The 24,323-nt window shown below is 65.9% G+C and carries 21 protein-coding genes; 11 read left to right on the forward strand and 10 right to left on the reverse strand.

Features of this window, described 5'->3' with window-relative positions; translation table 11 throughout:
- Positions 1–38 precede the first annotated feature (38 nt).
- Positions 39–1,364, forward strand: a complete 1,326-nt coding sequence (locus J5J86_RS17305; protein WP_209100211.1) for a GGDEF domain-containing protein — start codon at positions 39–41, stop codon at positions 1,362–1,364.
- A 12-nt stretch (positions 1,365–1,376) separates the two neighbouring features.
- On the opposite strand, the gene J5J86_RS17310 is transcribed toward J5J86_RS17305, so the two are convergent.
- On the reverse strand, positions 1,377–1,901 hold the full coding sequence (locus tag J5J86_RS17310) for a carboxymuconolactone decarboxylase family protein (protein ID WP_209100213.1): 525 nt from the start codon (positions 1,899–1,901) through the stop codon (positions 1,377–1,379).
- 167 nt (positions 1,902–2,068) lie between these two features.
- Positions 2,069–2,755 carry a FadR/GntR family transcriptional regulator gene (locus tag J5J86_RS17315; RefSeq protein WP_209100215.1) on the reverse strand — a complete coding sequence of 229 codons (687 nt, stop codon included), beginning with the start codon at positions 2,753–2,755 and terminating at the stop codon, positions 2,069–2,071.
- Between the two features lie 135 nt (positions 2,756–2,890).
- Here J5J86_RS17315 and J5J86_RS17320 point away from each other — a divergent pair, with 135 nt between their 5' ends.
- From J5J86_RS17320 to J5J86_RS17340, 5 genes are all read left to right on the forward strand, one after another.
- Positions 2,891–3,751, forward strand: a complete 861-nt coding sequence (locus J5J86_RS17320) for a fumarylacetoacetate hydrolase family protein (RefSeq protein WP_209100217.1) — start codon at positions 2,891–2,893, stop codon at positions 3,749–3,751.
- 119 nt (positions 3,752–3,870) lie between these two features.
- On the forward strand, positions 3,871–4,851 hold the full coding sequence (locus tag J5J86_RS17325; RefSeq protein ID WP_209100219.1) for a tripartite tricarboxylate transporter substrate binding protein: 981 nt from the start codon (positions 3,871–3,873) through the stop codon (positions 4,849–4,851).
- A gap of 5 nt (positions 4,852–4,856) precedes the next feature.
- Positions 4,857–5,324, forward strand: coding sequence for a (2Fe-2S)-binding protein (locus J5J86_RS17330; RefSeq protein ID WP_209100221.1), 468 nt, complete (start codon positions 4,857–4,859; stop codon positions 5,322–5,324).
- Positions 5,321–7,429: a xanthine dehydrogenase family protein molybdopterin-binding subunit gene (locus J5J86_RS17335; protein WP_209100223.1), complete on the forward strand. Its 2,109-nt coding sequence runs from the start codon at positions 5,321–5,323 to the stop codon at positions 7,427–7,429. Before J5J86_RS17330 ends, J5J86_RS17335 begins: the two co-directional genes overlap by 4 nt.
- Before the next feature lie 4 nt (positions 7,430–7,433).
- Positions 7,434–8,123, forward strand: coding sequence for a molybdate ABC transporter substrate-binding protein (locus tag J5J86_RS17340; protein WP_209100224.1), 690 nt, complete (start codon positions 7,434–7,436; stop codon positions 8,121–8,123).
- Positions 8,124–8,167: 44 nt separating this feature from the next.
- Here J5J86_RS17340 and J5J86_RS17345 read toward each other — a convergent pair whose 3' ends face one another.
- From J5J86_RS17345 to ruvX, 5 genes are all read right to left on the reverse strand, one after another.
- On the reverse strand, positions 8,168–10,774 hold the full coding sequence (locus J5J86_RS17345; protein WP_247657671.1) for a plasma-membrane proton-efflux P-type ATPase: 2,607 nt from the start codon (positions 10,772–10,774) through the stop codon (positions 8,168–8,170).
- Positions 10,775–10,944: 170 nt separating this feature from the next.
- Positions 10,945–13,281, reverse strand: a complete 2,337-nt coding sequence (locus tag J5J86_RS17350; protein WP_209100226.1) for a DUF3141 domain-containing protein — start codon at positions 13,279–13,281, stop codon at positions 10,945–10,947.
- 475 nt (positions 13,282–13,756) lie between these two features.
- Positions 13,757–13,912 carry a hypothetical protein gene (locus J5J86_RS17355; protein ID WP_209100228.1) on the reverse strand — a complete coding sequence of 52 codons (156 nt, stop codon included), beginning with the start codon at positions 13,910–13,912 and terminating at the stop codon, positions 13,757–13,759.
- A 77-nt stretch (positions 13,913–13,989) separates the two neighbouring features.
- Positions 13,990–15,090, reverse strand: coding sequence for an alpha-hydroxy acid oxidase (locus J5J86_RS17360; protein ID WP_209100236.1), 1,101 nt, complete (start codon positions 15,088–15,090; stop codon positions 13,990–13,992).
- Between the two features lie 101 nt (positions 15,091–15,191).
- The gene (gene ruvX, locus J5J86_RS17365; protein WP_209100238.1) at positions 15,192–15,713 is read right to left on the reverse strand and encodes a Holliday junction resolvase RuvX; all 522 of its coding nucleotides are present in this window, start codon (positions 15,711–15,713) and stop codon (positions 15,192–15,194) included.
- Positions 15,714–15,824: 111 nt separating this feature from the next.
- Here ruvX and J5J86_RS17370 point away from each other — a divergent pair, with 111 nt between their 5' ends.
- Positions 15,825–16,535 carry a metal-dependent hydrolase gene (locus J5J86_RS17370; RefSeq protein ID WP_209100240.1) on the forward strand — a complete coding sequence of 237 codons (711 nt, stop codon included), beginning with the start codon at positions 15,825–15,827 and terminating at the stop codon, positions 16,533–16,535.
- 39 nt (positions 16,536–16,574) lie between these two features.
- Here the strand turns inward: J5J86_RS17370 and J5J86_RS17375 are convergent, their stop codons facing one another.
- Both J5J86_RS17375 and pabB read right to left on the reverse strand, forming a co-directional pair.
- On the reverse strand, positions 16,575–17,366 hold the full coding sequence (locus J5J86_RS17375) for an aminotransferase class IV (RefSeq protein WP_209100242.1): 792 nt from the start codon (positions 17,364–17,366) through the stop codon (positions 16,575–16,577).
- A gap of 4 nt (positions 17,367–17,370) precedes the next feature.
- Positions 17,371–18,771: an aminodeoxychorismate synthase component I gene (pabB, locus tag J5J86_RS17380; protein ID WP_209100244.1), complete on the reverse strand. Its 1,401-nt coding sequence runs from the start codon at positions 18,769–18,771 to the stop codon at positions 17,371–17,373.
- Between the two features lie 323 nt (positions 18,772–19,094).
- On the opposite strand from pabB, the gene J5J86_RS17385 reads away from it, so the two are divergent.
- The 4 genes from J5J86_RS17385 to J5J86_RS17400 all read left to right on the forward strand — a co-directional run bounded on the left by J5J86_RS17385 (position 19,095) and on the right by J5J86_RS17400 (position 22,742).
- On the forward strand, positions 19,095–19,751 hold the full coding sequence (locus J5J86_RS17385) for an AzlC family ABC transporter permease (RefSeq protein ID WP_247657673.1): 657 nt from the start codon (positions 19,095–19,097) through the stop codon (positions 19,749–19,751).
- Complete coding sequence (locus J5J86_RS17390) at positions 19,748–20,098, forward strand: AzlD domain-containing protein (protein ID WP_446698625.1); 351 nt, start codon at positions 19,748–19,750, stop codon at positions 20,096–20,098. The genes J5J86_RS17385 and J5J86_RS17390 overlap by 4 nt, the downstream gene beginning before the upstream one ends.
- Positions 20,099–20,644: 546 nt before the next feature.
- A complete protein-coding gene (locus J5J86_RS17395) occupies positions 20,645–21,190 on the forward strand; it encodes a tripartite tricarboxylate transporter TctB family protein (RefSeq protein ID WP_209100248.1) in 546 nt (181 codons plus the stop codon).
- A 10-nt stretch (positions 21,191–21,200) separates the two neighbouring features.
- Complete coding sequence (locus J5J86_RS17400; RefSeq protein WP_209100250.1) at positions 21,201–22,742, forward strand: tripartite tricarboxylate transporter permease; 1,542 nt, start codon at positions 21,201–21,203, stop codon at positions 22,740–22,742.
- A 151-nt stretch (positions 22,743–22,893) separates the two neighbouring features.
- On the opposite strand, the gene glnA is transcribed toward J5J86_RS17400, so the two are convergent.
- Entirely contained in the window at positions 22,894–24,303 is a 1,410-nt protein-coding gene (glnA, locus tag J5J86_RS17405) for a type I glutamate--ammonia ligase (RefSeq protein ID WP_209100252.1), read from the reverse strand.
- Positions 24,304–24,323: the final 20 nt, after the last annotated feature.

Here is a 24,323-nt window from a genome sequence, read left to right on the forward strand (position 1 = left end):
AAACTTCAGCCTTTTCATATTCGAACTGCCGATTGCGAATGAACAAGAGTGCGGTGCCCTCCCGGGCCGAACTTTGCCAAACCCTCGCCCACCTTGCCAACGACAGCGCCGACGACATTGTGAGTCGCTTCTATGCCCGCTTCCTGGATGAGTTCCAGGCGCAGGTGTTTCTCAGTTCCGAGATGGTGGAAGAGCGGCTGAAGCATTCGCTTCGCCATTGGATCGTTACCCTTTTCTCGGAACCGGAACTGGACGAGGCGGCGCAGCGCCAGATCGGCGAAGTACATGCGCGCATCCGCATCCCGCCCTCGCTGGTGGTGCAAGGGGCCAATCTCATCAAGATCGAGCTTTTGGCGCGCCTCGAGACGTTGCCCATGGCCCTGCCGCATCTGGTGGCGCTCATCCGGGTCATGAATGCGCGGGTGGATGCCGCCGTCGCCATCATGACCGACGCCTATATGGCGCGCTCTGTGCAGCGGGCGCAGATGGACGAGGCCTACCGCCTGTTTGAGCTCGGGCAGGACATCACGCTGGAACATGAGCGCCAGCGGGCCGAATTGATGGAATGGAGCCAGGGGCTTCTGTTCTCCCTTCTGGAGCCGGGCATGCGCGCCCCCTTGCGCCGCATCTCGGCGTCACCTTTCGGCCTGTGGGTGGTGCATCGCGCAGGCCTGCTGTTCGACGGGCGCAAGGGCCTGGACGATCTGGTGGCAGGCTTACGGAAGATTGACCTCCAGATGCTCACGCGCATCGAGGCAGCCAAGGCGTTGGGCGGGCCCGATCTCCAGCCCCTGGTGACGCAGCTCCAGCGCACCGTGGAGGAGTTGAAGTTCCTCCTCAACGAGATGTTCCAGTCCATCGCCGCCGTCGAATCAGGGCGGGACCCGCTGACCCGCGCGCTCAACCGGCGCTTCATGCCGACCATCCTGAGCCGCGAGATCTCGATTGCCGCAAAGTCGGGGCGGCCCTTCTCGGTGCTGATGCTGGACGTGGACTGCTTCAAGGCCATCAATGACCGTCACGGCCATGGCGTTGGCGACGTGGTGTTGCGGCACGTGGCCGAGCACGTGCTCTATTGCGTGCGGGCCAGCGACTTCGTGTTCCGCTATGGCGGTGAGGAGTTTCTTATCGCCTTGGTTGAGACAGGCGCGGAAGAGGCGCTGGCCGCCGCGGAGCGCATCCGCACCACCTTGGAAGGTGCGCCCCTGCGCCTGCCCGATCAGAGCGAGACCCGCGTGACGGTTTCCATCGGCATTGCCGTCTATGGCGGCCATCCAGACTATGCCCTGCTCGTGGATGGCGCCGATCGCGCGCTCTATGCGGCCAAGACGGCGGGCCGGAACAGATCCGTCCTCGCCGCCTGAAGGCTCTGGTGCTCAGCGCTTGTCGTGCGAGTGGATTTCCAGCGCCTCCAGGAAGCGCGAGACCATATTGTAGGCGCCGATGGTCGCGGTCAGCTCCACCATTTCCCGATCGTCGAAATGGGCGCGGACCGCGGCGAAAACGTCCTGTGGCACCTGGATCTGGCGGGTCATGGCGTCCACATAGGCAAGTACCGCCCGTTCCTTGCCCGAGAAGAGCGCGCTGTCCCGCCAGTTCGCGAGGGCGTCGAGCTGCGCCTGCGGCACGCCTTCCTTCAGCGCGATGGGCACATGCTGGTCGGCCTCGTAGGGCGCGTTGTTGAGGCTCGCGATGCGGATGATGATCATCTCGCGCAGCCCGCCCGGCAGCACGCCCTTCTGGCGGATGGCGGTGAGCAGGTTCAGCCAGCCTTCCGCCACCGGCGCGCTGTGAATGAGCATCTGGTAGAGGTGAAGCAGGTTGCCGCGCTCGGCGACAATGCGGTCCACCAGCGGCTTGACGTCCGGAGCATCCGGATTGCCGTAGGGAATACGGGCCATGGGAGCGTTTCCTTGGGTTGGCCGGCCTGGCACGGGGGCGGCGGGTGCCCTTCTCGTGGCGACCGACGGGGGAGGGGAGAAAGAGGCCCAAGCCTCATCGGCTGAGCGGGCCATCCCTGGCGCGTCTCTAGCGGGCAAGCCGCCGGAAGGAAAGGCCGGTGCCGTTCTCAGACGCCCAGCAGGTTCCGTCGGACGGTAAGCAGATGGGCGGCGATGGCGGCTTCGGCCGCCGCCACGTCCCGGGCGCGCAAGGCAGCAACCATCACCCCGTGCTCCACCGAATAGAGCGCGCGGCGGTCCGCCGTGATGGTGCGGCGCTTAAGGTCGCCCCATTCGGTGCGGTCGCGGGCGCCAGTGATGGCCCCATAGATGTCGATGATGAGGGGATTGCGGGTGGCCTGGGCAATCGCCTCGTGAAGCGCCGCATCCCAATGCTCGAATGCCTCGAAATCCTCGGCGAGGTCGGCGGCGCGATTGCACTGGTCGATCTTCTCCAGGTCTGCGCTGGTGGCATTGGTGACGACCAATGCGGCGAGGCGGGGCTCCACCACGAGGCGCGCCGCCATGATGTCCGCAGGGCTGGCATCCCGCCCTGTCTGCGGTGGCGTGGCGATGACCGGCGCCTTTTGTGCTTCCGCCACATAGGTGCCGCTGCCGACGATCCGCACCACTTGGCCGCGCGCCTCCAGCACCGACAGGCCGTCGCGCACCGCGCTGCGCGGCACGCCCAGCTTTTCGGAGAGCGCCCGCTCGGTGGGCAGTTTGGCGCCGGGGCTGAAGTCCCCGCCGGCGATGGCGGCGGACAGGAAGTCATGCACACGCGCTGATTGCTTGGTGACGGCCGGCGCGCTCATCCGAGAATGGTCAACCAATATCGCACCCTTCGCGGAAATGGTTGGATCAAATTTGCCCTGTACAACAGGTCTCGGGTTCTTATAGTCAACCAATCCATCAATGTCCATAAATTGGTTGACCAAAGAAGCCCAATCATGAAACTGGCGACGTTTGAATTTCAGGGACGCACCCAGGTGGGCGTCGTGGATGCGCAGGCCGGCACCGTCCGCCCCGTCAAGGCGGGCGGCATGCTGGAGCTGATCGCAGGCTGGGACGGGCACCAGGATGCGCTCGCCGCCGCCGGCGAATCCCTCGCTTTGTCGCAGGTCCACCTGCTCGCCCCCATTCCGCGACCGAGCCGGAACATCATCTGCGTCGGCAAGAATTACCGCGAGCATGCCAAGGAGTTCGCCCAGTCCGGTTTCGAGGCCGGTGCGGTGGCGGGCGCCGAGATCGATCCCTATCCCGCCGTCTTCAGTAAGCCGCCGGCGACCGTGGTGGGTCCGGGCGCGACGGTGGAAACCCATCCGGGCGTCACCGACGCCATCGATTACGAGGTCGAGCTGGCGCTCATCATCGGCAAGGGCGGGCGCAACATCGCCAAAGAGAACGCCTTCGACCACATCTTCGGCTACACCATCGTCAACGATGTGACCGCCCGCGACCGGCAGAAGAATCACAAGCAGTGGTATCTGGGCAAGGCGCTGGACACCTTCTGCCCCATGGGCCCCTGGATCACCACTGCGGACGAGGTGGATGCCACCAATCTGCAAGTGCAGTCCTGGGTGAATGGGGAATTGCGGCAGGATGCCAACACGTCGGACCTTATCTTCGACATCCCCACTCTGATCGCGTTCATTTCCGGCGGCTCCACGCTGGAGCCCGGCGACATCATAGCCACGGGCACACCCCAGGGCGTCGGGATCGGCTTCAAGCCGCCGAAATTCCTGAAATCCGGGGATGTGGTGCGCTGCGCTATCACCGGCCTCGGCACGCTGGAAAATCCGTTCCACTGATGACGTGCGGCGCGGTGGCACGACTGTCGCGCCGCAAGGTTCAATGCTCCGTTTAGGACCACTTTCCTTATCAAGAACAATCGGCCGCAACCGGCCGTGATCCCTCAGGGAGGTCTCCCATGCTGAAACGCCTCGCACACGGCTTTGCCGTCCTGTCCGCGCTCGCCCTGGCCACGCCTGCGCTGGCCCAGAATGCGGCCTCGTCCTATCCCTCGCGCGCGGTGAAGATCATCGTGCCCTTCGGGCCGGGCGGCCCGGCCGACCTTTATGCCCGTCTCGTCGGCCAGCGCCTCCAGGAGGTGTTCAACCAGCCATTCGTGGTGGAAAATCGCCCCGGCGCCGGCTCGGTGATCGGCACGGCGGAAGCCGCCAAGGCACCGGCGGATGGCTACACGCTGCTGATGATGTCCAACACCCAGACCGCCAACGAATCTCTTCTGCGCAAGAAGCCCTATGAGCTGATGCGCGATTTCGTGGGCGTGTCGCCGGTCAATTATTCCGACCTTGTGATCGTGGTGAACCCGCAGGTGGAGGCCCGCACACTCAAGGACTTCATCGCCTACGCCAAAGCCAATCCGGGCAAGATCACCTATGCCTCTTCGGGCCAGGGCACGCCCTATCACATGGCCACCGAGCTGTTCCGCGCCATGAGCGGCACGGACATGCTTCACATCGCCCACAAGAACAGCGGCGATGCCCGCAACAACGTCATCGGCGGACACGTGCAGATGATGATGGACGCCGTGACCACCATGGCGCCCATGGTTCAGGCGGGGAAGGTGGTCGCCCTCGCCACCACCGGCCCCACCCGCTCCACCGTTCTGCCCAACGTGCCCACCGCCGAGGAAGCCGGCCTGCCCGGCTACCAGGCCTCCATCTGGCTCGGCTTCATGGCGCCCGCCGGCACGCCGCGTGAGATCGTGGACAAGCTGAATGCCGAGATCGTCAAATATCTCAGCAATCCCGATCTGAAGGTCGACTGGGGCAAGTCCGGCGCCGTGCCCATGATCATGACGCCCACCCAGTTCGACGATTATCTGAAGGCCGATATCGCCAAGTGGCGGGGCGTGGTCGAGAAGTTCAACATCACGGCTGACTGACCCAGATGGTCTCCCTTGTCCTGCATGTGAATGGCGCGGATCGGCCCGTGGAGGCCGATCCGCAGACCAGTCTTCTCGGTGTGCTGCGCGGGGCGCTCGCCCTGTCCGGCCCGCGCTTCGGCTGCGGCGAGGGGGAATGCGGCGCCTGCCGGGTGCTGGTGGACGGCGCCTGCATCACCGCCTGCGACACCCCGCTCTGGGCGGTGGAAGGCAAGGAGGTCACCACCCTGGAAGGGTTGGGAGACGAGGCCTGCCCCCATCCGCTCCAATCCGCCTTCCTGACCGAACAGGCGATGCAGTGCGGTTATTGCGCCTCCGGCATCATCATGTCGGCTGCCGCGCTCCTGACGTCCAATCCCGACCCCACCGAGGACGAGGTGCGGCACGCGTTGGCGCGCAACCTGTGCCGGTGCGGCGCCCATAACCGGATGGTGCGCGCCATCCTCGCCGCCGCACGGGAGATGCGCGCATGACCGGCCCCATGCTTCCCGGCAGCCTGCGTGCCAATCCAAGACTCGGCCAGTGGCTGCGCCTGACGCCCGATGGCACGGTTCATGTGAGCCCCGGCAAGGTGGAAATCGGGCAGGGCATCCTCACCGCGCTCGCCACCATCGCGGCCGATGCGCTGGAGGTGGAGCGCGGCCGTATCCGCATGGTGCCGCCGAGCACGGTGCGCAGCCCCGACGAAGGCGTGACCTCCGGCAGCCTGTCGGTGCAGGACAGTGGCCGCGCCTTGCGCCATGTGGGGCGGGAGGTGCGCCAGATGCTGGTGGAGTTGGCGGCGGCCCGGATGGGCGTCGATCCGCAGGATTGCCGTGTGGAAGACGGTATCGTCAGGGGGCCGGGCAATGGCCATGTGAGCTATTTCGACCTTGCAGCCGATCTGTCGCTGGATCGTCCCGCGACCCTTGAGGGCGCCGGCCCGTCGCCGGCGCCAAAGAGCGAGGGCGGGGATCTGCCCCGCCTGGACGTTCCCGACAAGGTGTTCGGCCGCGCCCGTTTCATCCACGATTTGCGACTGCCCGGTCTGCGGCATGGCCGAGTGGTGCGTCCCACGCGCACGGGCGCCCGGCTGGAACGCCTGGATGAGTTGGGCGATCTGTCCCCCGATGTGGTGATCGTGCGCGACGGCAATTTCCTGGGCGTGGTTGGCGGCTCCGAGGAGAGTGTCGACCGCGCCGCCGCGCGGCTGAAGGCGCGCGCCGTATGGGAGGGAGGCGTTGACCTTCCCGACGAGACCGAGCTTGAAGGTTGGCTGCGCGCCGCCCCCTGCGAGACCACGCTGGTGGATCGCCGCGAAGGCCCCGCCGATCGGGCCGTGGCGCAGACGCTGACGCGCCGCTTCTCCCGCCCCTTCATCGCCCATGCTTCCATCGCGCCCTGCTGCGCGCTGGCCCGCTGGGAGGGGGACCGGCTGGAGGTGTGGAGTCACAGCCAGGGCATTTTCATGCTCCGCGCCGATCTCGCCCGCACTTTCGCACGCGCCCCCGACCAGGTGGTGGTGAACCATGTGGAGGGGGCCGGCTGCTATGGCCACAACGGCGCCGACGACGTGGCGCTCGATGCCGCGCTTCTCGCGCGCGCCTGCCCCGGTGAGCCGGTGCGGGTGCAGTGGACGCGGGAGGACGAACTGGCCAACGCGCCCTTCGGCGCGGCCATGGCGGTGGAGATCGGCGTCGACCTTGATGGCGACGGCGAGGTCGTATCCTGGCGGCACGATGTGTGGAGCAATGGCCACAGCCTGCGCCCGGGCCGAGCGGCGACGCCCACCCTCTTGGCGGCGAGCGAAATGGCGGCGGGCTTTCCCCGGCCGGTTTCCATCAATATGCCGCTCTCCACCGGCGGCGGCTCCGACCGCAATGCGGTGCCACTCTATGATTTTCCAGACTGGCGCATCACCAATCATCGGCTCCTGACCATGCCGGTGCGCACGTCTGCGCTGCGGGCGCTTGGCGCGTTTGCCAATGTCTTCGCTATCGAGCAGGTGATGGACGAGCTGGCGCGGGCGCGGGATGAAGATCCGCTCGCCTTCCGGTTGCGTCACCTGAAAGACCCGCGTGCGCTTGCAGTGCTGGAGGCGGTTGCGCGCCGCTCCGGCTGGCCTTCCGGCCAAGGCGCGGGAGACGGCACCGGGCGGGGCCTCGCCTATGCCCGCTACAAGAATACGGGTGCCTATTGCGCCGTGGTGGCGGATGTCCTTTGCGAGGAGGAGGTGCGGGTGCGCCGCCTCACCATCGCGGTGGATGTGGGCGAGGTCATCAGCCGCGACGGCGTCCTCAACCAGATCGAGGGCGGGGCGGTCCAGGCCACGAGCTGGACCTTGAAGGAGGCGGTGCGGTTCGACCGGGAGGGGATCACCTCCCGCTCCTGGGCCACCTATCCGATCCTCACCTTCGCCGAGGTGCCGGCCGTGGACGTGGAGATTTGTGCCACGCCCGGTACCTCATCCCTGGGCGCGGGCGAGGCCTCGCAGGGGCCGACGGCCGCGGCCATCGCCAATGCCGTGTTCGATGCCATCGGCGTGCGGGTGCGGCGCACCCCCATCACGCGAGATGCCATCCTTTCAGCCATGGAGTGATCCCGTGACGAGTTTGCGCGTTTTGAGCGGCGGTGCCGCCCATGGGCTGGTGCGGCGCCTCGCCCCCGCTTTCAAGGAAAAGACCGGGCTGTCCGTGGATGGGGAATTCGGGGCGGTCGGGGGCATGGCCACCCGGTTTCGCGAGGGCGATCCGGCCGATTTCCTGATCCTGACCCGAGCCCTCATCGAGACAATCGACGCTGAGGGGCGCCTCGTGCCGGGAAGCATCACCGATGTGGGGCGCGTCGCCACCTGCGTTGCCGTGCCCGCCGGCCATGCCCATCCCGATGTCCACACCCCCGAAGCCCTGAAGGGGGCTTGGCAGAGGGCGGAGAGCCTCTTTGTGCCGGACATGACGAAATCCACCGCCGGCCAGCATGTGGCCAAGGTGCTGGCCATGCTGGGTCTTGCGGAGGAGATGGCGCCCCGCATCCGCGAGTTTCCCAATGGCGCCACCGCCATGGCTGCCCTTGCGGCCGCCGGGACACCGGGCGCCTTCGGCTGTACGCAGGCCACCGAAATCCTCGCCACCGACGGCCTCGACGTGATCGGCGAACTGCCCGGACCTCTGGCGCTGACCTCCATGTATACGGCGGCGGTGGCGCTCTCTAGTCCGCGCGGCGCTGAGGCCGCGCAGTTCATCGCCGCTCTGGCCAGCGCTTCCATCCGGGAAGACCTGGGCTTCTCGGTGTGAGCGGACGGGCCGGTGCGTGCGGGGCGCACCGGCCCATTTTCCCATCAGGCCGGCCCGATGGGGCCGAGCGGTGCGTCGATGAGGCTGCGGCTGCGCTCGCGCCGGTCCACCATCTGGAAATACAGCAGCTTCACCCCGTCCATGATGAGCGTCCAGGCGAGGCAATAGACCCACACCACGCCGATCAGCAGCCAGGGCAGAGCCGGCATGAAGAGGCCATAGGCGCACATGAGGATGGCGAAGACCTGGGTGCCGAAGATCGCGGCCAGCACCGGCCAGCTGGGATAAGGCGGCTTGAACAGCGTGCCCTGCACCCGTGACACGAAGAACAGGAGATGCCCGCCTGCGGCCAGCTGAAGGAACAGCATGGTCTGCACATGGGGCAGGTCCATGGGCAGGATGGCGGTGAGTTCGGGACTGCGCATCCAGAACATGCCGAGCATGACGATGCCGAAGCTCTGCACCAGCGCCATCAGGCCCATGATGGTGGAGAAGGAGATGATCCGGTGCATGTTCCAGCGCACCGGCCGGTCCTGAACCTTCACATTGTCATAGGCGATGGTCATGATCGGGATGTCGTCCAGCAAGGCCTGGAACACGATCATGATCGCGGTCAGCGGCATGAAGTCGTAGACGAGATAGACCAGCACCACCACCAGCATGATGTTGATGGTCATGGCGATGCGGTAATAGATGTAGCTGGTGATGCGCTCGAAGATCGCCCGCGCCTCCATGATGGCGTGGATGATGGTGGACAGGCCCGGCGCGGTCAGGATCAGCGCCGCTGCCCCCCGCGCCGCGTCCGTCGCCCCGCTCACCGCCACGCCGCAATCGGCCTGCTTGAGGGCGGGCGCATCGTTCACGCCGTCGCCGGTCATGGCGACGATGTGGCCCCGCTCCTGCAAGGCCTTCACGATGGCGAACTTGTGCTCAGGGAAGACGCGGCCGAAGCCATCGGCCACTTCCACTGCGCGGGCGGTGTCGATGGCGATGCGCTCGGGGCTGGAATCTTTGCCGAACACGTCGCTGGCCACCAGCAGCCGGTCGCCGAGGCCCAATTGGCGGGAAATCTCGCCGCCAATGGCCACATCGTCGCCGGTGACCATCTTCACCGTCACACCCAATTCCTTCGCCCGCGCAATGGTGGCGGCGGCGTCTGGCCGGGGCGGATCGAGCATGGGCAGGAGGCCGAGCAGGGTCCAGTTCGTGCCATCCGTGGAACGGGCGACGCCAAGGGCGCGGGTGCCGGAGCGGGCAAGGTCCTCCACTTTGCCGAAATAGGCGCGGGCGGCGTCGCCGTCTGTGAGGCCGCATAGGGTGGCGATGGCCTGCGGTGCGCCTTTCGCCACATGGATCACCTGCCCATCAGGCCCCCGGTGGCTGGCCGTGGTCTTCTTGTTGACGGGATCGAAAGGCGTGAAATCCACGGGGACGTAGGTGGCGAGCGCAGAGGCATCCGCCGCCGCGATCACCGCCTTGTCGATGGCGTCGTCGCTCTGGCGCTGGGAGGCGAGGGCGGCCGCCATCACCAACTCCTCCGGCTTGGCATCGCCGAACGGAATGGCCGGCTGCAGCGTCAATTGGTTGAGCGTCAGGGTGCCGGTTTTGTCCGAGCATAGGATGTCGACCCCGGCCAGCTCCTCAATGGCGGAGAGGCGGGAGACGATGGCCTTCTGCTTCGATAAGGCGAGCGCGCCCAGCGCCATGGTGACAGACATGACGGCAGGGGTGGCCACCGGCACCGAGGCCACCAGCAGCACCAGCACCAATTGTACGATGGAGCCCGCATGGCTCCATTCCCAATGTCCGTCGGCACCGATGTCGCGCCACACCTGCGCGAACACCAGCACCAGGGCCAGCGCTGCCGACAGGATGATGAGGAAGTCCCCCATCTGGATGACCGCCTTTTCCGCATGGGACTTCGCCCCCGCGCTCGCCACGAGGCGGGCGGTCCGGCCGAAGAAGGTGGCGTTGCCGGTGGCGGTGACGAGCCCGGTCATGGTCCCCTGGCGCACGATGGAGCCGGAATAGGCGCTATCGCCCACCGCCTTGGACACGGGCAAGGATTCGCCCGTGAGCGCCGCCTGGTCGACGGAAAGGTACTTGCCTTCCACCAGCAGAAGGTCGGCCGGCAGCGTCTCACCACCTGCGACGCTCACCACGTCGCCAGGCACGAGGTCCGCCGTGTCGATGGTGACCCAGGCGCCGTCGCGCAAGGCGCGCGCCTTCAGTGCGAGGCTCTGCTTGAGGGCGGCCAGTGCGCTCGCCGCCTTGCTGTCCTGCCAGAAGCCCACGATGGCATTATAGATGAGCAAGCCCATCACCACGGCAAAGTCGGGCCAGTCGAAGCGGATGAGGGAGAGCAGGGCGGCGGCTTCGATCATCCAGGGGATGGGCCCCCAGAAATAGCCGACCAGCTTCTCCCACTTGCCCTCTTCCTTTGCCTCTATGGCGTTGGGGCCGTATTTTTCCTGGCGGACCTTCACCTGCGCGCCGGAAAGGCCGCTCGGGGTGCTCTCCAGTTCCTCGAACTTGACCGCGATGGCTGCCTGGTCGAGCCGGGACGCAGCCTCCGAGGAGGTGCGCGTTTCGGCGCCGGACACGTTCCCCGCCACGGCCTCATGGGCCGGTGCCACCATTGCCTGTGACATGTCCGCCTCTCTTCCCCGCTGCCCTAAAGCCAAGCCCGCGCATGCTCGCCCATGGCTGGCGCGGTTGAATTGATGCGGCGCAACACCCTTTGCTCGGCACGACAGGGCGTCGGCCGTGACATCCCCATCCTTCCGGATCCAGGAATGGTCGAGTGGCAGGGGCGTTGGCCTTATTCCGCGGCGCTTACCAACACAGGGCCGCCGGCCACCGGAACACTCGCCACATCCGGCGGCACTGGCACTTGCAGAAGCTCGGCCAATGCGCGGATGTGCTGGCGTTCGGCCGTGCTCAGCGGACCCGCGGCAAGGGACATGGCGTGGATCTTGTCCACGAGGATCGTCCGGTCGGACGGGTGCGGCACCAGCTGCGGGATGGCCTTGACGGCGGCGTCATATTCCAGGAGCAGGATGTAGAACTGATGCCGGACCAGTTCCTTGAACGCGGCGATCGGCATCTGCATCAGGTCCTCGCGCGCCTCGTTGAGGACCCAGGCGCTGCGATCGTCCAGTGCCTGCTCGGCGGACATCACGAAGAGCGCTGCCCGCACCAGGGCCTCGTTGAAGCCCCCCACAGCCACCTGCGACCGGAACTCGGCAATCTTGCGCTCCCGGAACGCCTTCTTCTCTGGCGAGACGGCAGGATAGTCGCGGATCTTCTCGTCCGCCCCGATGCCGAGTGCTGCCTGCACCACAGGTGAGCCATAGAAGGCGAAGAACGTCGCTTCCACCCAGCGGTCCCGCAGGTCGCGCCAGCTGTCCAGGGCGGTGACGATCTGCTCGGACGCGCGCTTCTCGGCTGCCCGGAATGGATTGTCGTCCTCCAAGGGCCTGCGATTGGCCTTGGCCTGCTCCACTGCGGGGGCGAGGCTCTTCATGATCGGGTTGCTGTCCGCAAACAGCCGGTAGCTCAGACGCAGCGGGTTGGCGTTGAACAGGAAGTCCGACATCTGCGGCGTCGCGAGAGCTCGCACCGCCGGCTGGAGCAGCGTACGGTAGAGGGCGAGATTGATCTGGGACAGCCGCCGCACCGCCTCGAAGGCGCGATCGTCCTCGGTGCTGTTGCGGCCATAGGCCCGGATGTCCTCCAGCGAGCGCGCCTCGAAGCGGCTCTGCCAGACATGACCACCGGCCGCTATCTCTTCCGCGCTTGCCGGGGAAATGACCAATTCATAGAGGCCCGGCGGCAGGCAGTCGATCAGGTCCATGAGGCGCACCATCTCCGCATCCTCCTTCGCGCCCACCTTGGCGGACACGAAGATGGCGAGGTGGCCGACCTTCTGGTTCATGCAATAGACGATGGTGCGCCCTTCGGCGCGGATGTCGTTCACGTCCTTGTAGAGATCGAGGATCCAGCCCAGCGTCTGGGGCGGCGGGCTGATATTGTCGCCAAGCGAGGTAAAGACGATCACGGGCGAGTCGATGTTGCGCAGGTCGAACACCGAACCGTCGCTGGCGCGCAGGGCGTTGCGGGACAGCTTGTCGCCGATGAACATCTCGTCCACCAGGAACTGGATCTCGTCCCCATTCAGCGTGATGAAGTCGCCCCACCACTTCTCGAATGAGAGATAGCGCGGCCCCTCTGTATCGATGGCCGCGTACACGTCATACTGCTTGCCCCACAACCAGTTGGCTGGGTTGAGGCTGTCGAAGTTGAGGATCAGCCAGGTGCCGTCAAACTTGCCTTTGCCCAGGTCGCTGGTCAGCGCGGTCAGCCAGCTGCCGCCCAGAAGGCCGCCGGCATAGCGCATGGGATTCTTGCCGTGCTCGCCTTGCCAGTATGAGATGGGCGAGCCGGCGACCATGCAGGGGCCGAACAGGTCCGGCCGCAGCATGGCCACCATGAGCGTCTGGTAGCCGGCCTGGCAATTGCCGATGGCAAAGGGCGGGGGAACGTCTGGATGGAGGTGCGCCACCGTCTCGAAGAAGGCCACCTGCCCTTCCACCACATCAAGGAAGGTCTGGCCGGGCTCCGGCTCGGCGGAAAAGGCGATGAAATAGACCGGATGGCCATTGGCCAGGGCCTCGCCGATCTCGCTCTCGGTCTTGAAGCCACCAATGCCCGGCCCCTGGCCTGCGCGCGGGTCCACCACCACCACCGGGCGGCGGGTGGGATCCACCTCCACGCCAGGGGGAGGAATGATACGGGTGAGGGAATAGTTGATGGGCCGCGGCAAGGCATGGCCGCTGGCGATCACCTCATGGTCGAAGCTGAGGACCGTGGCGGTGGGGCGGGAGGTGATCTCTTCCTGCTGGTTGCCGCGCTGGCGCATCAGGTCCGCAAACAGGATCGAGCGCTGCCAGCTGTCCTGAAGATAGTCGGCGAAGGGGCCGCCGGGCAGATGCGGAAGCGCCGTCGTCCGCGCAAAGGGCAGAGCGGGCAGCGCCTTGCCCGGATTGGTCCAGGCCTCGACGAAGGACTTGAAGGAGGGCAGCGCCTTCGCAGTCGGGAACCAAGCGGCCGGGTCGAAGGGAGAGGGGGTGCCGGAGGTGGTTGTCTGCGCGCCCATGGATCGCTCCTTGCTGTCCCGTCGCGCGTGCCGCGCAATCGGAATGCCGAGGGGGCCACCGTTCACCAGGAGGCACGAAGGAGAGAGCGGAATAAGTCGCCCACAGGGACGAAAAATCCTTGCTTTCCTTCACAGGCCGCTGGCCGCGATGGGTCATCTCCCGCTCGATGGGGCGAACCGTAGGTCGTTGGAAGCTTGGCCGCAATTACGCAGAAATACCAGATCTCGGCTGCTGCGGCGCATTGCAGGCGAATACATGTGGCGCGCAGGCACTCATTTTCCTTGGGTCGGGAAAATGAGTGCTGGGCATCAGGTCATTGTGACAAAGGGGGAAAGGTGGTGTCCGCCATATGGGCGGAGGGTGCATTGCATCATGAACTTGAGGGACCTCTGTGCCAGGAGGTGGCGCGAGACCAGACCAAAGCCGTGGCACTTCAGGTCAAGCGTCGCGGCGTGAAGGCCCCGAACGGCCTGGTCAGCGCGACGGCGGGTCGACCTTGACGCCGTTCGGACCCACCTCGATCTGAAGCGAGCGCTCATCCTTCTCGTGTTCCTGATAGGTCTGGTAGGCAAAATAGCCGCCAGCAACCACCAGGACGGCGATGATGGCATAAAGACCGGTGCGGCTCATAGCGAAGTCTCCGTTTGTTTCGCTGGAGCAACGCACGGCCAAGCATCCGGTTCCGGAAAAAATAGCCAAGCTGAAAGTCACGCAGGGTCGGGCGCAGGCGGCCAGAGCACTGAACGATCCACCTGCGCGAGCGTCGTGCGTCCAGTCAAGGCCATGGCCACTTCCAGTTCCGCCCGCAACAGATGCAGCACATGGGCGACGCCGGGCGCGCCCGCGGCCGCCAGACCATGCAGGCAAGGCCGCCCCACCAGCACGGCCCGCGCCCCGAGCGCCAGGGCTTTTAGGATGTCAGTACCTCGCCGGATGCCGCCATCCAGCAGGACGGGCACCGCCCCCGAGACAGCTTCTGTGACGTAAGGCAGGGCATTGATGGCGGCGGGCACCGTATCGAGGACCCGGCCGCCATGGTTGGAGACGATGACGCCGTCCATGCCCAGATCGACCGCCCGGCGGGCGTCGTCGGGATGAAGGATGCCCTTCAGCAGAAGGGGCAGGCGGGACACATCCCGCAACCACACCAGATCGTCCCATCCGGGCAAGGCATCCAGTGCGCCGGTGAAGACAGGCACCTCGCCCATGGCGGCGGAAGCGGGCGTGGGCAAGGGCGGCAGGCCCCTCAGATGCACAGCATCCACACCCGCCGGCAGGCGGAAGCCGGCCCTCTGTTCCCGGTTGCGCAGGCTCACCGGGGCGTCCACCGTGACCACCAATGCGCCGCACCCGGCATCTTCTGCCCGCTGAACCAGGTGCTGCGTCACGTCCCGGTCTGGATGCATGTAAAGCTGGAACCAGAGCGGCGCGGTGGCGAGGGAGGCGATCTCTTCCACCGCCACGCTCGCCTGAGTGCTCACGACCATCACCGCACCCATGGCGCCCGCGCCTTGCGCAGTCGCCCGTTCGCCCTCGGGATGGGCGAGGCGGTGATAGGCGGTAGGCGCCACCAGGATGGGGTGGGGCAGGTCGAGCCCCAGGAGCGACAAGCGGGTGTTCGCCCCTTTCAGATCGGGCAGGATGCGGGGCGACAGTCGGATGCGATCAAACGCGGCACGGTTCTCACGCAGCGTGATCTCATCGGCCGCGCCCCCTTCCAGATAGGCCTTTGTCTGTTCGCTGAGGCGCTCCAGGGCGAGCCTTTCATAGTCGGCGAGGCAGACGGGGATGAAGGGTGCTGTGGCCATGGCTTAGGGGCGCGGCGATCGTGTCCCGAAATGGGACGGTCGCGGTTCCGCGCGGAACATCTCGGGTGCAAAACCAGAGCGAATCGGGGCGTCGACGGGGGTCATGCTTCGATCCGGCGCGCCTGCTGCGCCAGGAAGTCCAGGGCGCCTTGGAGAATGAAGGCGGCCGCATGCTGGTCGATCACCGCCGCCCGCTTGGCTCGGCTCACATCCGCTTGGATGAGCACCCGCTCCACCGCCGCGGTGGACAGACGCTCGTCCCACAGGGCAATGGGGCAGCTGGTGAGGCGGGAAAAATTTCGCGCAAAGGCTCGGCTCGCCTGGGCGCGAGGGCCTTCGGTGCCGTCCATGTTGAGGGGAAGGCCGAGGACGAAGGCGACAGTCTTCCGATCCTGCGCCAGGTGAAGCAGGCGCTGCGCGTCCGCCGTGAATTTGGTCCGCTTGACCGTCTCCACCACGGTGGCGAGCCTCCGGTCCGGATCGCAGGCGGCAACCCCGATGGTCTTAGTGCCGAGATCCAGGCCGATCAGGCCGCCGCGCGGCGCCAGCAGCGGCGCCAGCTCTGCCAGCGGGACAACAGGGGCGGGCGCTTCGGGCGGGGGCGGAACATTCTGATCGGACATGGCCTTGGCTACCATGGATGGGGTGGGCTCGCCACCGGCGCGAGATGCGTTGCACCGCAGCCGGCCTTTCGGCATGCTCCGCCCGCCGTTCAAGACCGAAAGAGGCACCTCATGAAAATTACCTGGTTCGGCCACGCCGCGTTCCGCCTGGATTTCGCGGACAAGGTGGTGCTCTTCGACCCCTTCTTTACCGGCAATCCGGCCTTCGTCAGCGACAAGGCCAAGGCCGCCGAGGGCGTGACCCATATCCTCCTCACCCATGGCCATGGCGATCATATCGGCGACACCGTGGCCATCGTGAAGGGGGCGGAGGCAGCCGGCCGCACCGTCAAGGTGGTGGCCAATCCCGAGGTGTGCGCCCATCTGGGCGGCGAGGGCCTCAGCGCGTTCGAGATGATGAACACTGGCGGCACGGTGGACATGGGCGGCTTCAGCGTCACCTTCGTGCGGGCGGACCATTCCTCGGGTGGCGGCGGCGCCAATCCCACCTATCTCGGCAATCCCAACGGCATCATCGTCAAGGCGCCGGGCGAGCCGACCGTCTGGCACCTGGGGGATACCGACCTCTTCTCCGACATGGCGCTCATCAGCGAAATCCATGCCCCCGACGTGGCCTTTGTGCCGATCGGCGACCGCTTCACCATGGGCCCCGCCACCGCCGCGCTGGCGGTCAAGCGCTTCATCACCGCCAAGACCGTGGTGCCCTGCCACTACGCCACGTTCGGCCTGCTGATCCAGGATCCGGCGCCGTTCGCGGACGCGCTGAAGGACGGTCCGGCCAAGGTGGTCATTCCGCCTAAGGGCGAGGCCTTCGCGGCGTGATACGCCATGGCCGGGGACGGGCGGCGGATGTGCCGCCCGTCAGCGCAAGGCCTCTTTCAGCCGCTCGGCCATGGTGCAGGACGGCAACGGGCGATCCTCAATGGATTGGAGGGAGCGGATGCCGAGGCTGGAGGTCAGGAACGCCTCTTCGGCGCGTGCCAAGGCCTCTGGCGTGAGGGTCATTTCGCGCCCACCGGCGGCGAGCACGTCGCGCCGCAGGATGCCGGGCAAGGCGCCGTCGCTGACCGGCGGCGTCACCAGGTGTCCGTCAATGATGGCGAACAGATTGGCATAGGTACCTTCCGCGATCTGCCCTTGGGTGTTCAGCAACAGGGCATCGTCATAGCCGCGCTCCGCTGCCTCCTGGCGGGCGATGATATTGTCGAGATAGTTAAGCGACTTGATCCGGGCGAGCGGGGAGTGCTCGTTGCGGCGCGTGGTCTGCGCCACGCAAAGCCGCGCCGGCGGCAAGGGGCCGGGCTGGGGGGCGGCTGAGACCAGGAGGGTGAGGTGCGGATCCGTCGGGGGAAGGATGCCGCGCGGCCCCGTCCCTCTCGTCACCGTCAGCCGCGCCACGGCATCAGTCAGGGCATTGGCTTCGATCACCGCGCGGATGGCGGCCTCCAGGGCGTCCCGTGACCAGGGCAGGGGCATCCGCAGGACCCGCGCGCCCTCTTCCAGGCGCGCCAAATGCCCTTCCAGGCGCATAATATGCCCCTGCACCACCTTCATGGTCTCGAACAGGCCATCGCCCAAGGTGAAGCCGCGATCCTGTGGCGAGATGCCGGTGACCGCGGCCTGCACCACCGAGCCGTTCAGCCAGATCTTCATGGGCTTACCTCTCCGGAGCAGGGCCGGCGACGGCGCGCAGGAGCGGGGCGATCTTCACCATGCCCTCCTCATATTCGGCCGCGGGATCGGAATCGGCGACGATGCCGCCCCCCGCTTGCGCCATCACCGTGTCGCCAACCCGCACCAGCGTGCGGATGACGATGGAGGAATCCATCGCCCCATCGAAGCCGATCCAGGCGATGGCGCCGCAATAGACGCCGCGCGGGGCGGGTTCCAACTCGTGGATGATTTCCATGGCGCGGATTTTCGGGGCGCCCGTGATGGAGCCGCCGGGGAAGGTGGCGCGCAGCAGGTCCACCGGTCCCAGACCCTCCCGCAGCCGCGCGCGAACCACCGAGACCAGATGGTGGACGGAAGCGAAAGTCTCCAGCCCGTTCAACACCGGAACCGTCACGCTACCCAGCTCCGCCACGCGCCCCAGGTCGTTGCGCATGAGGTCGACGATCATGAGGTTTTCGGCCCGGTCTTTGGCGCTGGCGGATAGCTCGGCGGCCAGCGTTGCATCCTGCGCAGGATCAAGATGGCGCGGGCGGGTGCCCTTGATGGGACGGGTTTCCACCCAGCGGTCTGCGGCGAGGCTGAGAAAGCGCTCCGGGGAGGCGCTCGCCACCGCCATGGCGCGGCCGCAGGTGAGCAGAGCCGCGAACGGCGCCGGCGAGAGGGCGCGCAGGCGCGCATAGAGCCCCCGGTCGCCCAGGTCCGGCGGCATGCGGGCAGTGAAACGCTGGGTGATATTGGCCTGGAAGATGTCGCCGGCGCGGATATAGGCGATGGTGCGCGCGATCCGCTCCTCCACCTCCGTCCGGTCGAGATCCGGCTGCCAGGCACTCTGCGGCGTCCAGTCTGGCGTGCGCGGCGTCTCGTTCACGCCGGAGAGGCGATGCAGGAAGCCGTGGGCGCGCATCGCCGCCCTGCGGGCGCGGGCGCCGGAGTCGACTTCCGGCGCGCCGCTGGAGATCACATAGGCCTTCTCCTCCTGATGGTCGAAGGCAATGACGGTGTCATAAAGCCCCATGACCATTTCCGGCTGACCGGGGCCAAGGAGACGTGGCACCGGCAGGCGCTCCAGATGGCGCCCAAGTTCATAGCCGAGAAAGCCCACGGCGCCGGTGCGGAAGGGCACAGGGCAGGGGCCGTCGGCATCCGGGACCCTCGCCAGTTCCCGCTCCAGCACCGTGAAGGGGTCCCCGGGCACCGGCTCTCCATCCACCATAACGCCGTGGCTGGTGGCGACGATCAGCCGATAAGGCTCTGCTGCGATGTAGGAATACCGCCCGCGCGGTCCGTCCGGAGCGCAGCTCTGAAGCAGGGCCGCGACGGGCTCATCCGCGAAGGCCTCGAAGGCGGCGGCAGGATCGGTGTAGGAGATGGGAACGACGCGCACGTGTCAAACTTTTTCCCGGGAAGCACACACGGTTCTAAGATGCCGGAGGGTGCGGGGGAAGCGGTTTCCGCGTGCACTGGGCCGTGGTGCGTCCACCTTCCAAACGCCCTGCGGCATCGGCATGAAACCGGCTAAAGCCCTGCGCCAGTGACAGGTTCAGTGCGCGTGTGCCCGATGCTAGTTTGCCCGCCGTCGCAGCAGTTCGAGACCTCGCCTTGACCATTGCTCAGCCGCCGATGCCCGGAGGCCCGGCCGGAATGGCGTCGCCGGCGCCCCGTGGTACCCTTGGGTGGTTTGCCCACGGAGCGCGGTGTGCCGTTTCGGTGCCCGGTTTTGTGCTGTTCGCCGGCTATATCGGCTATGGGGGCCTCCTGCACGGGGTGGGCTTTCCCTTTGTCGCGGGTGTCCTGTCCACCTTCTTCATCTGGGCGCTGCCCGGCCAGGTCATCATGGTCGGCGGGCTTGTGAGCGGGACGGCGCTCCCTGCCATCGCGCTGGCGGTGGCGCTCTCCTCCATTCGCCTCCTGCCCATGGTGGTGTCCATCGCGCCGCTCATGCGCGGCCCGCGGCGCAGCCTGTGGAAGGACCTGGTGTGCGCCCATTTCGTCGCCATGACGGTGTGGGTGGAAGGGCAGAGGCTCCTGCCCCACGTTCCCATGAATGGCCGCCCCCCGTTCGTGCTCGGCTTCGGGCTGATGTTGCTGGTCTTCAGCATGACCGGCACGGCGGCCGGCTTCCTTCTCGCAGGCGAGTTGCCGGCCTCGATGGGGGCGGGGCTGCTCTTCATGACGCCCATGTCCTTCACTCTGCTGCTGATTCGCGGCGCTCGGGACACCACCGACTGGCTGGCTTTGGCGTTCGGCACGCTCACCGCGCCCTTTGTGGTGGGGATGAGTGGCGGGGCGGATCTCATGATCACCGGCTTCGGCGGCGGCACGGCGGCCTATCTTGTGGGGCGCTGGTGGAGGCGTCGGCGGTGAGCTACCCCTTCAGCAGCGAATGGACCGCCATCTTCGTGATGCTCCTGGTGGGCTTCCTGCCGACCGAAATCTGGCGCTCGCTGGCCGTGATCGCCGGCCGCCGGGTGCAGGAGGGCAGCGAGATCTTCATCTGGGTGAAGGCGGTGGCGAGCGCCCTGCTTGCGGCGGTGATCGCACGCCTCATCCTCATGCCCACCGGCGCCCTGGCCGATATTCCACTGGCGCTGCGGCTTGGGTGTGTCGTTGCCGGCATCGCCGGCTTCCTTGCCTTTCGCCGTTCCATCCTGGCCGGCGTGCTGGCGGGGGAAGCGGTTCTCATCGGCGGGGCCATCTGGCTGGCGTACTGAGCCCGTCGCTGCTCCGTCGCCATCGTCATTAAATGGGGGCGCCCTCTACCGCTTTGCAAGTGGCGGATTCACCCACCGGCGGCATCCCGTGTCGATTCTGTCTGGTCGGATCCAGTCCAGGCCCGCGAAGGGGCTCTCCCCTTTCAAAGTACGCTCTCTCCTTTCCTCCCGCCCCCGCGAGCCAAGGCGGGAGGTGTGGTCCCGCGCACCGGGCCCGCCTCGGCTTCACGGCGTCCCGCGACCTCCGCACGGCCCTGCCCTCTGAGGCGGAAGGGGGACATCGGCAGGTCCAGCGCGATCTTCATGCTTGACAGCGGGTAACAATAAAAATCATGTAATCTCATGTGGCGACGACAAAAAAGATGCCGCAACGTCATTTAATTTTAGTTCTAAGACTCAAAAATTACATATGAAATGCATGACGTCGGGTCATTCCGCAAAGGAATATACTTGATGTTGTGTTTGGCATCGTGTGTATGCGTCGACGCATCAAATAGGCCGCCAAAGAAAAACAAGAACTGGCACATTGGGAAGGAAGCGTAATCGATGTCGACCCCAATCATTGGGCCGAAGGACGGGAAGGGACCTGCGGGCGCAGAGCATTCCGATCCTCGTACGGAGGCCGTCGTCCGGCATTTTCTCACCTGGCGAGATCTCTACGGTGGGGTGCTCCTGCTTCTGCTGGGCATTGGCGCCGTGGTTGAAGGGCTCTCCCACCAGGTGGGTAACCTGTTCCGCATGGGCACCGGCTATTTCCCCATCATCCTGGGCGTCACCCTTGGTTGCATTGGCGCAGCCATTGCCATCGGGACGCTCATGAAGGGCGGAGGAACCACCCAGTTGGAGCCGGGCGAGCATTTCCATCTGCCGGATGTGCGCGGCTTCGTCGCCATCGTGGGTGGCATCCTGGCCTTTATCGGCCTCGCGGAATTCGTCGGCTTCGCACCGGCGACGTTTGCGCTGGTGTTCATCTCCGCCATGGGCGACCGCACCATGACGCTCAAGGCGGCCCTGGTTCTCGCCAGTGTCATGACTGGCGTGCTGATCGGGCTGTTCTGGTACGCCCTCCAGATCCCGCTCAAGCTGTGGTGAGGGGCGCGCAATGATCACCGCTCTGACCGACCTCTATCATGGCTTCGGCGTCGCGCTTCAGCCGGAAAACCTGCTCTGGTGCTTTGTCGGCGTGCTGTTTGGCAACGTGGTCGGCGTGCTGCCGGGCATGGGCGTCATGGCCGCTATTTCGGTGCTCCTGCCGCTGACCTTCGCGATGAAGCCAGTGGCCGCCATCCTTATGCTGGCGGGCATCTACTATGGCGCCCAGTATGGCGGGGCCATCTGCTCCATCCTGCTGAACCTGCCGTGCCATCCTCCCCACGCTGTCACCTGTCTTGACGGCTACCCGCTGACGAAACAGGGGCGGGGCGGCGTGGCCTTGGGCGTGACGATGATCTCGTCCTTCGTGGGCGCATCGTTCGGCATCATCGAGATGATCTTCTTCGCTCCGTTCCTGGTGACCGTGGCGCTGAAATTCGGGCCGGCTGACATCTGCTCACTGATGCTGCTGGGCCTCTTGGCCGGCGCGACTCTCGCCAAGAGCTCGCCCCTGAAGGGCGTCGCCATGACAGTGTTGGGCCTGCTGCTGGGCATTGCCGGCACCGATGTGAACACCGGCGAGCCGCGTTTCACCTTCGGCATCACCGAAATGATGGACGGCATCGAGATCGTGGCGCTGGCGCTCGGCATCTTCGGCGTCGCCGAGTTCCTGAAGAGCGTGAACCGCGTGGCCAAGGTCTCCACCCGGGACAGCAAGATCAGCCTCTCGGACATGCGGCCCACCAGGGCGGACATGAAGCTCGCCTTTCCCGCCATGATTCGCGGCACCCTCATCGGCGCCCTGTGCTCCCTCATTCCCGGCACCGGGCCGACCATCGCCTCCTTCGTCTCCTATTCCACCGAGAAGAAGATCTCTAAGACGCCGCACCGCTTCGGAAATGGCGCCATTGAGGGCGTTGCCTGCCCCGAGGCTTCCACCCACTCCGCGGTGCAAGGCGACTTCATCCCGACCATGAGCCTTGGCATTCCCGGCGATGCGGTCATGGCGCTGATCCTCGGCGCCCTGATCATCCAGGGCATCACGCCGGGGCCGCAGCTCATTTCCGATCACCCGGACATCTTCTGGGGCCTCGTCGCCAGTTTCTGGATCGGCAACATCCTCCTGGTGATCCTGAACGTGCCCATGATCGGCATCTGGGTGAAGCTGCTCTCCATCCCGTACAAATATCTCTATCCCAGCGCGCTCTTCTTCATCTGCATCGGCGTCTACAGCGCCAATAACGATCTGTTCGCGGTGGTCGAGACCCTTGTCATCGGCCTGGGCGGCTATGTCCTGCTCCAGCTCGGATTTCATCCCGCGCCGATCATGCTCGGCTTCGTGCTTGGACCGCGCTTCGAAGAGACGTTCCGGCGGGCCATGCTGATCTCGCGGGGCGATCTGATGACGTTCGTTGAACGCCCCATCAGCGCCACCTTCCTCATGCTCGCTGTGATCCTGATCGCGGCGCAGGTGTATTTCCGCCTGCGCAAAGGCCAGCGGCCCCTGCTCACGTCGCCCCAGCCGCCGGCCTATGGCGAGATGCTGGAATAGCGCGGGGGCATCTTCTCGCTGTTAAAGCGGCCCCGCTTCGGAGACGGAGCGGGGCCGTTCCTTTTCAATCCGTAAAGATCGGGCACCGCAAACGAAAAGGGGCGCCCCGAAAGGCGCCCCCGATTCCGGATGCTCGTCCGCTGCGGGACGATCAGACCGAGTAGTACATCTCGAACTCGACCGGGTGGGGCGTCATTTCGAAACGCATCACTTCGGTCATCTTCAGGTCGATATAGGCGCTGATGAAGTCCTCGGTGAAGACGCCGCCCTTGGTCAGGTAGGCATTGTCGTCCTCGAGGGCCTTCAGGGCCTCGCGCAGCGAGCCGCAGACGGTGGGGATCTGCTTCAGCTCCGCGGGGGGCAGGTCGTAGAGGTCCTTGTCCATGGCCGCGCCAGGATCGATGCGGTTCAGGATGCCGTCCATGCCGGCCATGAACAGGGCCGCGAAGGCAAGGTAGGGGTTCGCGCCGGGATCGGGGAAGCGAACCTCGACGCGCTTGGCCTTCGGGTTGTTGGTGTAGGGGATGCGGCAGGAGGCCGAGCGATTGCGCGCCGAATAGGCGAGCAGCACGGGCGCTTCATAGCCGGGGACCAGCCGCTTGTAAGAATTGGTCAGCGGGTTGGTGAAGGCGTTCAGCGACTTGGCATGCTTGATGATGCCGCCGATATACCACAGGCATTCCTGCGAGAGGTCGGCATACTTGTCGCCCGCGAACAGGGGCTTGCCGCCCTTCCAGATGGACTGGTGGACGTGCATGCCCGAGCCGTTGTCGCCATAGACCGGCTTCGGCATGAAGGTGGCGGTCTTGCCGTAGATGTTGGCCACCTGATGGATGCAGTACTTGTAGATCTGCAGGTGGTCGGCCATGGTCACGAGCGGGCCGAACTTCAGGCCGAGCTCATGCTGGGCGGACGCCACTTCGTGATGGTGCTTTTCCACCTTGGCGCCCATCTTGGCCATGGCGCCGAGCATCTCGGAACGCATGTCCTGGGCGCTGTCGATCGGGGGCACCGGGAAGTAGCCGCCCTTGGTCCGCACCCGGTGGCCGAGATTGCCGCCTTCATAGTCGGTGTCGGAATTGGTGGGCAGCTCGACGGAATCCAGCTTGAAGCCGGTGTTGTACGGGTCGGCCTTGAAGCGGACGTCGTCGAAGATGAAGAACTCGGCCTCGGGGCCGAAATAGACGGTGTCGCCGATGCCGGTGGACTTGGCATAGGCCTCGGCCTTGCGGGCGATCGAACGGGGATCACGGCCGTAGGGCTCGCCGGTGGTGGGCTCCAGGATGTCACAGACGATGGACATCGTGGTCTCGGAGAAGAAGGGATCGATGCAGGCGGTCTCGAGGTCCGGCATCAGTTGCATGTCGGATTCGTTGATCGCCTTCCAGCCGGCGATGGACGAGCCGTCGAAGGCGGTGCCCTCGGCGAAGAATTCCTCGTCGATCATGGAGATGTCGAACGTGACATGCTGCCACTTGCCGCGGGGATCGGTGAAGCGCAGGTCGACGTAGCGCACGTCGTTGGCCTTGATGGACTCAAGGACATCCTTGGCGGTGGTCATGTGGATCTGAGCCTTTCCTA

It is taken from the genome of Aquabacter sp. L1I39 (assembly GCF_017742835.1).
GTDB lineage: Bacteria > Pseudomonadota > Alphaproteobacteria > Rhizobiales > Xanthobacteraceae > L1I39.

What these genes read in the sequence shown, in the direction of transcription:
- J5J86_RS17305 (WP_209100211.1), top strand. Translation starts at nt 39, where the DNA reads ATGAACAAGAGTGCGGTGCCCTCCCGGGCCGAACTTTGCCAAACCCTC.
- J5J86_RS17310 (WP_209100213.1), bottom strand. Translation starts at nt 1,901, where the DNA reads ATGGCCCGTATTCCCTACGGCAATCCGGATGCTCCGGACGTCAAGCCG.
- J5J86_RS17315 (WP_209100215.1), bottom strand. Translation starts at nt 2,755, where the DNA reads ATGAGCGCGCCGGCCGTCACCAAGCAATCAGCGCGTGTGCATGACTTC.
- J5J86_RS17320 (WP_209100217.1), top strand. Translation starts at nt 2,891, where the DNA reads ATGAAACTGGCGACGTTTGAATTTCAGGGACGCACCCAGGTGGGCGTC.
- J5J86_RS17325 (WP_209100219.1), top strand. Translation starts at nt 3,871, where the DNA reads ATGCTGAAACGCCTCGCACACGGCTTTGCCGTCCTGTCCGCGCTCGCC.
- J5J86_RS17330 (WP_209100221.1), top strand. Translation starts at nt 4,857, where the DNA reads ATGGTCTCCCTTGTCCTGCATGTGAATGGCGCGGATCGGCCCGTGGAG.
- J5J86_RS17335 (WP_209100223.1), top strand. Translation starts at nt 5,321, where the DNA reads ATGACCGGCCCCATGCTTCCCGGCAGCCTGCGTGCCAATCCAAGACTC.
- J5J86_RS17345 (WP_247657671.1), bottom strand. Translation starts at nt 10,774, where the DNA reads ATGTCACAGGCAATGGTGGCACCGGCCCATGAGGCCGTGGCGGGGAAC.
- J5J86_RS17350 (WP_209100226.1), bottom strand. Translation starts at nt 13,281, where the DNA reads ATGGGCGCGCAGACAACCACCTCCGGCACCCCCTCTCCCTTCGACCCG.
- J5J86_RS17355 (WP_209100228.1), bottom strand. Translation starts at nt 13,912, where the DNA reads ATGAGCCGCACCGGTCTTTATGCCATCATCGCCGTCCTGGTGGTTGCT.
- J5J86_RS17360 (WP_209100236.1), bottom strand. Translation starts at nt 15,090, where the DNA reads ATGGCCACAGCACCCTTCATCCCCGTCTGCCTCGCCGACTATGAAAGG.
- ruvX (WP_209100238.1), bottom strand. Translation starts at nt 15,713, where the DNA reads ATGTCCGATCAGAATGTTCCGCCCCCGCCCGAAGCGCCCGCCCCTGTT.
- J5J86_RS17370 (WP_209100240.1), top strand. Translation starts at nt 15,825, where the DNA reads ATGAAAATTACCTGGTTCGGCCACGCCGCGTTCCGCCTGGATTTCGCG.
- J5J86_RS17375 (WP_209100242.1), bottom strand. Translation starts at nt 17,366, where the DNA reads ATGAAGATCTGGCTGAACGGCTCGGTGGTGCAGGCCGCGGTCACCGGC.
- J5J86_RS17395 (WP_209100248.1), top strand. Translation starts at nt 20,645, where the DNA reads ATGTCGACCCCAATCATTGGGCCGAAGGACGGGAAGGGACCTGCGGGC.
- J5J86_RS17400 (WP_209100250.1), top strand. Translation starts at nt 21,201, where the DNA reads ATGATCACCGCTCTGACCGACCTCTATCATGGCTTCGGCGTCGCGCTT.
- glnA (WP_209100252.1), bottom strand. Translation starts at nt 24,303, where the DNA reads ATGACCACCGCCAAGGATGTCCTTGAGTCCATCAAGGCCAACGACGTG.